The organism is Kitasatospora sp. NPDC059599, assembly GCF_042735125.1.
Taxonomy (GTDB): Bacteria; Actinomycetota; Actinomycetes; order Streptomycetales; family Streptomycetaceae; genus Kitasatospora.
On sequence record NZ_JBHWCL010000021.1, the window covers coordinates 81,830 to 89,085 of the forward strand.

The window sequence follows — 7,256 nt, forward strand, 5'->3', positions numbered from 1 at the left end:
AGAATCACCATGGACTTCGTTTCGATCCGCGTCATCACCGGCGACGTCGCGCGCCTGGTCGGCTTCTACGAACGGGCCCTGGGGGTGCGGGCGGAGTGGGCCACCGAGGACTTCGCCGAACTGCGGACCACGGGCGCCACGCTCGCGATCGCCGGCGTCCGCACCGTCCCGCTGTTCGCCCCGGGCTCGGCCGCCCCGGCGGCCAACCGCAGTGTGATCACCGAGTTCCTCGTCGACGACGTCGACCGCCTCCACCGGGACCTGACCGGGTTCGTCACGGACTTCGTCACGGAGCCCACCACGATGCCCTGGGGCAACCGCTCGCTGCTGCTCCGCGACCCCGACGGCAACCTCGTCAACTTCTTCACCCCCGTCACCCCGGCCGCCGTCGCCAAGTTCACCCGCTGACGGGGCGGTCCCCGGTGCGGGCCGAGGGGCCGGTGCCCGCGGGGCAGCCGATCTCCGCGATGTTCTCGGCCAGGTCCGCGAGGGTGAGCTCAGGGTTCAGCACGGACACGAGTGCCCGGCTGAGCGGCCGCAGGGCGTACAGGTCGCGCACCGCCCCCAGGTCCACGGGGACCTCGTCGTAGTCCTCGGCGAAACGCCGGAACGCCTCCGGTGAGCGCTCGACCAGGAGCTCGAACAGGGCCGTCGCCCCGTCGGGGTCGGCGTGGCCGGCCGGGAAGCCGATCACGCCGTGCTGCCGGCGGTCGTCCGCCGCACCCCGCCACAGGCAGGCCGTCACGACGGGGACGCCGTGCTCGTCGGTGAACGCCGGCTCCTCGACGAAGGGCCGGAAGACCGCCGGGACGTCGTCGATCACGCCCGGCCAGGGCTCGCCGTCGTTGCCGTACGGGCTCGTCGGGGCCTCGTGGCCGAAGCCGCGCACGTAGGTGCCGGCCGTGGAGAACACGACGGCGTACTCGTCCCCCGACCCGTTGCGCATCGACGCCATCTCCTCGTCGTCGGCCCAGGCCGCGTCGAAGGAGTGGTACCGGCCCGCCCAGTCGGGGCTCAGGATCGCGTCGAGCATCGCCGGCGAGCGGCACAGGCCCGCAGGCGGGCGATGGAGGGGAGCCGGCGGGCCACGTCATGGACGGTCATGCGCCCATCCAAGCCGCTACCCCTGACAACCGGATCCCGGAGCCGGGCGGGTGGACCGGCGGCGGTCGGGGGCGCGAGCGCGCCGGTGCACCGGTGCCCGGTTCGCCGGCACACCCGCGCCGGGGCGTGGGATGAGGATGGGCCCGCCGGCTGACGGGCAGTCTGGTCGCACGGCCCGCCGGAGCACCCCCCGGGCCGTGCGACCGAGACGACCGGACGACGGAGCGTGCCACCATGGCGAACCCCCATCCGACAGCCCCGCACGGCCCCGAGCGCCGCGAGCTCATCCTCCGAGCGGCGGTCCGCGAGGGGCTGCTGGACCCCGAGGAGGCACGGCTCGCGGCCTTCCTCGACCTGGACGCGGTGGCGGCGACCGTCGACTCGCTGCACCGCGCGTTCCCCGGCCCGGTCGAGGTGCTGCACGCCTTCGCGGCCAAGGCCAACTGCCTCGTTCCCGTCCTGGAGCGGCTGCGCACCCTCGGCATGGGCTGCGAGGTGGCCAGCCCCGGCGAGTTCGCGCAGGCCCTCGCGGCCGGGTTCGAGCCGGCCCGGATCGTCTTCGACTCCCCGGCCAAGACCCGCCGCGAGCTGGCGCGGGCGCTGGACCTCGGGGTGGCGGTCAACGTGGACAACTGGCAGGAGCTGGCCCGGATCGACGAACTGCTGACGACCCGGCGGACCCGCTCCAGGATCGGGGTCCGGGTCAACCCGCAGATCGGCGCCGGCGCCATCGGGGCCATGAGCACCGCCACCGCGACCTCCAAGTTCGGCATCACGCCGGCCGAGGACGGCAACACCGGGCGGCTGGTCGCGGCCTTCCGGGACCGGCCCTGGCTCGGCTGGCTGCACTGCCACGTCGGCAGCCAGGGCTGCCCGCCGGACCTGATGGCCGAGGGCGCCGCCGCGACCGTCGCCCTCGCCCGCACGATCAACGCCGAGCTGGGCCGCCGTCAGGTGGTCGGCCTCGACATCGGCGGCGGCCTGCCGGTCAACTTCGCCGACGACCGGGTGACCCCGGACTACCCGGACTACGTTCAACGCCTACGGGCGCACGCGCCCGACCTCCTCACCGGCGAGTTCCGGCTGGTGACCGAGTTCGGCCGGTCCGTGCTGGCCAAGAACGGCTTCACCGCCGCCTACGTGGAGTACACCAAGACCTCCGGCGGACGGGCCATCGCGATCACCTCCGCCGGTGTCCAGGTGGCCACCCGCACGGTCTTCGCACCGGAGGCCTGGCCGCTGCGGGTCACCGCGCACGACCCCACCGGCGCGGCCAAGCACGGGGAGCCGGTCGAACAGGACGTGGCCGGCCCGGCCTGCTTCGCCGGGGACCTGGTCGCCGAGGCCCGGCCCCTGCCCCTGCTGGAGCCGGGGGACCTCGTCGCGCTGCTGGACACCGGGGCCTACTACACCTCGACCCCGTTCTCCTACAACAGCCTGCTGGAGCCCGCCGTGTACGGGGCCGCCCTAGCGGCCGACGGCGCCGTGCGCTTCGAGACGCTGCGCCGCGCGCAGACCGTCGAGGAGCTGTTGGACCGCACCGGCGGGTGAGCCCCTCCGGCCCGCCCACCCGCGGGCGGGCCCAGCTCGCGGTCAGTCGCCGACGAACCACGCTTGCCGGTCCCGGCCCGGAGCCCGGACCGCAGTGTCGGGGCCCTCGCCGGGCACCTGTATCTTGATCACTCGCCGACCTGGCGGTGTCCCGTCCCGGGAGGTGCGTCCCCGGAGGTGCGTCCCGGGGGGTGCCGACGTCCGGGTCCGGCCCGGGCCGGTGGCCGTCTTCGCGGGGAGGGGCAGAGCCGCCGCGGGCAGGGTCGCCGCGGGCGGGGTCGCCGTCGCCGGGGCGTCAGGAAGACCTCGACCGGGGCTGAACGGCCGTTCCTCGTCTCAACGTTCTCGAAGGATCCCGTATGACCGTTTCCGTCCCGTCGGACAGCCCGCAGCCCACTGACGCCGAGCCGGCCGAGGTCGAGCCGGCCGACGCCGAGCCTGTTGACGCCGAGTCGGCCGGCGCCGCTCGGGTTGACGTCAAGGCTGCCGACGCGGACCGGGCCGGTGCCGAGCCCGCCGACGTCGACCCGTGGACGCCGCTGGACCCGGGGCAGGGCGCGGCTCCGGCGTCGGGCGGGGCCCCGGTGTCGGCACCTGCCGCACCTGCCGCGGCCCCGGCCGAGGCTTCCGGCCAGGTCCCGATACCCGGCCAGGTCCCGGTACCCGGCCGGGTACCGGCCCCCGGCCAGGCTCCGGGCGTGCCGTACTGGCCGCCGTACCCGGTGGCGGCGCCGCAGCCCCGCAACGGTCTGGGCACCGCGGCCATGGTGCTCGGCATCGTCGGTACGGTCCTCAGCCTCGACATCATCCTGTTCTGGCTGTCGTGGCTGCCGGCCCTGCTCGCCCTGATCTTCGGTGTCATCGGCATGGGCTACGCGCGCAAGGGCCAGGCGACCAACCGGGGGATGGCGCTCGCGGGCGTGATCCTGGGGATCACCGGTCTGCTGGTCTCGGTCGGCACCGGCGTCGTCGTCGTGCTGCAGGTGCAGGCCGTCAAGCAGGAGGAGCGGGCCGAGGCGGAGGCCGCGCGCGTTCGCAGCGAGGCCGCGATCCAGGCCGCCGAGGAGCGGGCGGCGAAGGAGAAGGAGCGGATCGAGACCGAGCGGAAGCGGATCGAGGCCGAGAAGGAGAAGGCCGCCGCGGACGAGCGGGCCCGGCGCCTGGCGTTCGGCCAGTCCTACACGTACCCGGACGGACTGAAGGTCACGATGGCCCCGCCGGAGCCCTACGTCCCGAGCGAGACCGTCTTCGAGGCCCCGAAGAACGCCAAGATCCTCCAGGTGAGGATCACCGTCGTCAACACCGGTTCCAAGGACGTCTCGCTCTACGGTTCGGGGATGCCGTTCGTCAGGGACGCCAACGGGGGCCTCGTCTTCCAGGTGATCGACGGGAGCAACCGGATGAAGCTCCTCGGCGGCTCGCTGGCCCCCGGGCAGGAGGCCACCAGCCTGTCCGCGTACGCCCTGCCGAACAGCGCGGCCGGCACGTTCACCGTCGAGTTCGACTACGGCAGCGGGCTGCAGCGCAAGAACGTCATCTGGTCCGGCTCCCCCAGCTGACCCGGAACCACCCGGCCGGCCCGTCTCCTCCGAACCGGAGCAGACGAGCCGGCCGCGTGCTGTCCCCGGCCATGTGCTTTCCCCCGGCCGCGTGCTGTCCCCGCGCCACGCGTCTCCCCGGGCCTCGGCTGACCCGTCCGGCGCAGCGTGGCGCGCGGGCCGGGCGGGGTGCTGCGATCTTCGGAGGACGCCCGGCCGCGCCCGATCGCCGGGTCCCGTCGTCCCGTCGTCGTCCCGAGACCGTGGAGGCCCGGATGTGGCAGGCACCCCCAGCCCCCGTCAGCCGTGAGTGGCTCCCGGTGCTGGACATGCCGGCGGCCGCTGCGCAGAACCGCTGGACGGTGCTGCTGCGCGCGCTGCTGCTGATCCCCCAGTTCGTGGTGGTGTGGGCGCTGTCGGTGGTGGCGTTCTTCGTGACCGTCATCGGCTGGTTCGGCGCGCTGGTGCTCGGCCGGCTGCCCGGCTTCGTGGTGGACTACCTGACCGCGTTCGTCCCGTACGAGACCCGCGTCACGGCCTACCTGATGCTCACCGTGGACCGCTACCCGCCGTTCGCGTTCCACGCCCCCGACTACCCGGTGCAGGTCGGGCTGCGGCCGGGGGAGCTGAACCGGCTCGCCGTCCTGTTCCGCATCATCCTCGTCATCCCGGCGTCGATCGTGCAGGGCCTGTTGTACGCGGGCTGGTGGATGGTGGCGTTCGTCGTCTGGGTCGTGGTGCTGGTCCTCGGCCGGATGCCGCAGCCGCTGTACGAGGCGACGACCGCGATCCTGCGCTACCGGCTGCGGTACGACGCCTACCTGGTGATGCTCTCCTCCGCCTACCCCAAGCGCCTGTTCGGCGACGAGCCGGGCAGCGAGCCGGACGGACCGGTGTCGGCCACCCGCCCGCTCGTCCTGAGCGGCGCCGGGCGCGGCCTGCTCGTCGTCTTCATCCTGCTCGGCGTGGTCTCCTGGACGACGAGCTCGGTCACCGCCTCGGTGGACTCGGACGACGACGACTCCGGCGACCCGACCCGGCACGTCGACGCGCCGCTCGTGCCGGGCCCCGCCGACGGTCCGCAGCGGAACCTGCCGGGTCGGTCGTAGCCGACCGTTCCGCGGCGGCCGGGGGCCGGTCGGCCGGTATTCGATCTTCGCTACTCTGATCGAATGACCGACAAGCTGGTGCACCGTTACCGTCAGGCCGTGGAACCGCTCTTGGCCGTGGGGGAGCGGATGCTGGACGTGGCCACCGTCTACCCGGTGGCCGGGGCCGAGGGCCTCGGGGACGGACTGGGCGCCAAGCTCGGGAACAAGCTCTCACGGATCGGCGCGGTGTCCGGGCAGACGGGGAGCCTGGCACAGAGCTTCCCCACCGGTGAGGGCGCGGCCATGCACAAGCTGCTCCTGGTCACCGACCAACGCGTCGCCTTCGTCTCGACGAGCGACATCCGGAAGGCCGGCGAGGTGCACTGGCATGTGCCGCGCCACTTCGTCACCCGCGTCGAGCGCCGCCCGAGGCTCCAGGCCATGGCCCGGTTCCGACTGCACTTCGCCGACGGCTCGGCGGTCTCGGCCCTGACCCTGCGGCGGCGCACCATCGAGGCCCTGGCGGACCAGCTGGGACGGTAGCCGGGCCACCGTCCCCGGGGCGTGGCCGTGGCGGCGGCCGGACGGGGCCGGCCGCCGGGGCGAGCGAGGGGGCTACCTGCCCTCCGAGGCCCCGCCGCCGCCTCCGGACCGCTTGCGGCGGGCCCGGATCTCCGGATGCTCCGCGGTGATCTCGATCAGCAGGTCCGGATGGAATCCGGGGCAGCCGAACGAGGGCGCGCCGGTGAGTTCCCACGGCTGCGTGCACGTGTCCACGTACCGGGGGTCCAGCGAGCCGGAGACCTCGGCGACCCAGGTGCCCAGGAGGACGGGGCCATCGGGGAACAGGAACGGGTCGAGCGCCCAGGACGTGCCGTCGTCGCAGTGGAGCACGGGCGCCACGTGGTGGTTCCACCGGTGCGGGTCGTGCACCACGAAGCCCTCGGCGGGCACCACCCACACCTTGCTCAGGTTGTGGCAGGCGATGCTCGGGTGATGTGCGTCGATGTGGAGGCACACGGCCTGCGCCAGGTACTCGCAGCCGTCCGTGCCCTGGTCCCGCGGGGCCTCGACGGCCCCGGTGATCTCGCCCCACAGGTCCGCCGGCGCCGTGCGGCCGAAGGGCACCGGCGGCACTGCCGCCAGCTGCGCCGCGCGGGCCCGGAGCGCGGGCATCAGGTCCTCGGCGATGCCCGGGAAGGGGCTCAGCCAGTCGAGGACGGAGGTGACCCCCGCGATGCTCCGCAACTGCCCGACCGCATCGGTCTCGATGAACTCCAGGCAGGCCTGCCGGACTCGGAACAGCTCCTCCTCGTCCGCGTCGGTGTGGAACTCGCGCTGCGTCATCACCTCGAAGAGGGCCTGCCGGGACAGTCCGCCGACCTGGTACGAGGTCAGGGGTGTCGGCTCGTCCTCGTCCTCGTCCTGTGCCGCTGCCGAGGTGAGGATCCTGGCCAGCCACTCGGGCAGTGGCTTCTCGTCGTCCTCCGCCGACTCGGAGGCGGAGCCGGACGACGAGCCCGAGCCGGACGACGAACCGGAGCCCGAGCCGGACGACGAACCGGAGCCCGAGCCGGACGACGAACCGGAGCCCGAGCCGGACGACGAACCGGAGCCCGATTCCGAACCCGAGCCCGAGCGGGACGACGACTCGCGGTTCGTGGGCGCCGGTGCGATGACCGCTGCCTGCGGTTCCGTCCGCCGACGCTTGGCGGCCGGTTCCTCGGTACCGGCGGAATCCTGCTCGGCGGCCTGCACGAGCGCCTGCTCGTCGGCCAGGCCCTTGCCGATCGGTGTGCCCAACTCGTTCTCGCGCTTCACGGCACGCCTCCCCCGGGGAGGGCCCCACGCGCCTCCCGGCCTGAGAGACTATGCGGAACACCCCACGTACGAAAGGCTTTTGGCCTGCCGCCGTGGCCGACCGGGACCGCCCGGGCCCGGTGTACGGGGGAAGCACCGGGCCCGGGCGGTG

General features: G+C 73.8%; 7 protein-coding genes. 5 read left to right on the forward strand and 2 right to left on the reverse strand.

Going from position 1 to position 7,256, the window contains the following annotated elements; translation table 11 throughout:
* Positions 1-9 precede the first annotated feature (9 nt).
* Entirely contained in the window at positions 10-408 is a 399-nt protein-coding gene (locus tag ACFV04_RS11015; RefSeq protein ID WP_360256090.1) for a VOC family protein, read from the forward strand.
* Here ACFV04_RS11015 and ACFV04_RS11020 read toward each other — a convergent pair.
* Positions 398-1,033, reverse strand: a complete 636-nt coding sequence (locus ACFV04_RS11020) for a hypothetical protein (RefSeq protein ID WP_380528397.1) — start codon at positions 1,031-1,033, stop codon at positions 398-400. The two genes, ACFV04_RS11015 and ACFV04_RS11020, sit on opposite strands and share 11 nt — an antisense overlap.
* Before the next feature lie 305 nt (positions 1,034-1,338).
* Here ACFV04_RS11020 and ACFV04_RS11025 point away from each other — a divergent pair, with 305 nt between their 5' ends.
* The 4 genes from ACFV04_RS11025 to ACFV04_RS11040 all read left to right on the forward strand — a co-directional run bounded on the left by ACFV04_RS11025 (position 1,339) and on the right by ACFV04_RS11040 (position 5,827).
* Entirely contained in the window at positions 1,339-2,655 is a 1,317-nt protein-coding gene (locus tag ACFV04_RS11025) for a diaminopimelate decarboxylase (protein ID WP_380528398.1), read from the forward strand.
* A gap of 359 nt (positions 2,656-3,014) precedes the next feature.
* Positions 3,015-4,214: a DUF4190 domain-containing protein gene (locus tag ACFV04_RS11030; RefSeq protein ID WP_380528400.1), complete on the forward strand. Its 1,200-nt coding sequence runs from the start codon at positions 3,015-3,017 to the stop codon at positions 4,212-4,214.
* Positions 4,215-4,468: 254 nt separating this feature from the next.
* The gene (locus ACFV04_RS11035) at positions 4,469-5,302 is read left to right on the forward strand and encodes a DUF4389 domain-containing protein (RefSeq protein ID WP_380528402.1); all 834 of its coding nucleotides are present in this window, start codon (positions 4,469-4,471) and stop codon (positions 5,300-5,302) included.
* Positions 5,303-5,365: 63 nt separating this feature from the next.
* Entirely contained in the window at positions 5,366-5,827 is a 462-nt protein-coding gene (locus tag ACFV04_RS11040) for a hypothetical protein (RefSeq protein ID WP_380334705.1), read from the forward strand.
* A gap of 72 nt (positions 5,828-5,899) precedes the next feature.
* Here the strand turns inward: ACFV04_RS11040 and ACFV04_RS11045 are convergent, their stop codons facing one another.
* Positions 5,900-7,105, reverse strand: a complete 1,206-nt coding sequence (locus ACFV04_RS11045) for a protein-glutamine glutaminase family protein (RefSeq protein WP_380528404.1) — start codon at positions 7,103-7,105, stop codon at positions 5,900-5,902.
* Positions 7,106-7,256 lie beyond the last annotated feature (151 nt).

What these genes read in the sequence shown, in the direction of transcription:
- ACFV04_RS11015 (WP_360256090.1), top strand. Translation starts at nt 10, where the DNA reads ATGGACTTCGTTTCGATCCGCGTCATCACCGGCGACGTCGCGCGCCTG.
- ACFV04_RS11020 (WP_380528397.1), bottom strand. Translation starts at nt 1,033, where the DNA reads ATGCTCGACGCGATCCTGAGCCCCGACTGGGCGGGCCGGTACCACTCC.
- ACFV04_RS11025 (WP_380528398.1), top strand. Translation starts at nt 1,339, where the DNA reads ATGGCGAACCCCCATCCGACAGCCCCGCACGGCCCCGAGCGCCGCGAG.
- ACFV04_RS11030 (WP_380528400.1), top strand. Translation starts at nt 3,015, where the DNA reads ATGACCGTTTCCGTCCCGTCGGACAGCCCGCAGCCCACTGACGCCGAG.
- ACFV04_RS11035 (WP_380528402.1), top strand. Translation starts at nt 4,469, where the DNA reads ATGTGGCAGGCACCCCCAGCCCCCGTCAGCCGTGAGTGGCTCCCGGTG.
- ACFV04_RS11040 (WP_380334705.1), top strand. Translation starts at nt 5,366, where the DNA reads ATGACCGACAAGCTGGTGCACCGTTACCGTCAGGCCGTGGAACCGCTC.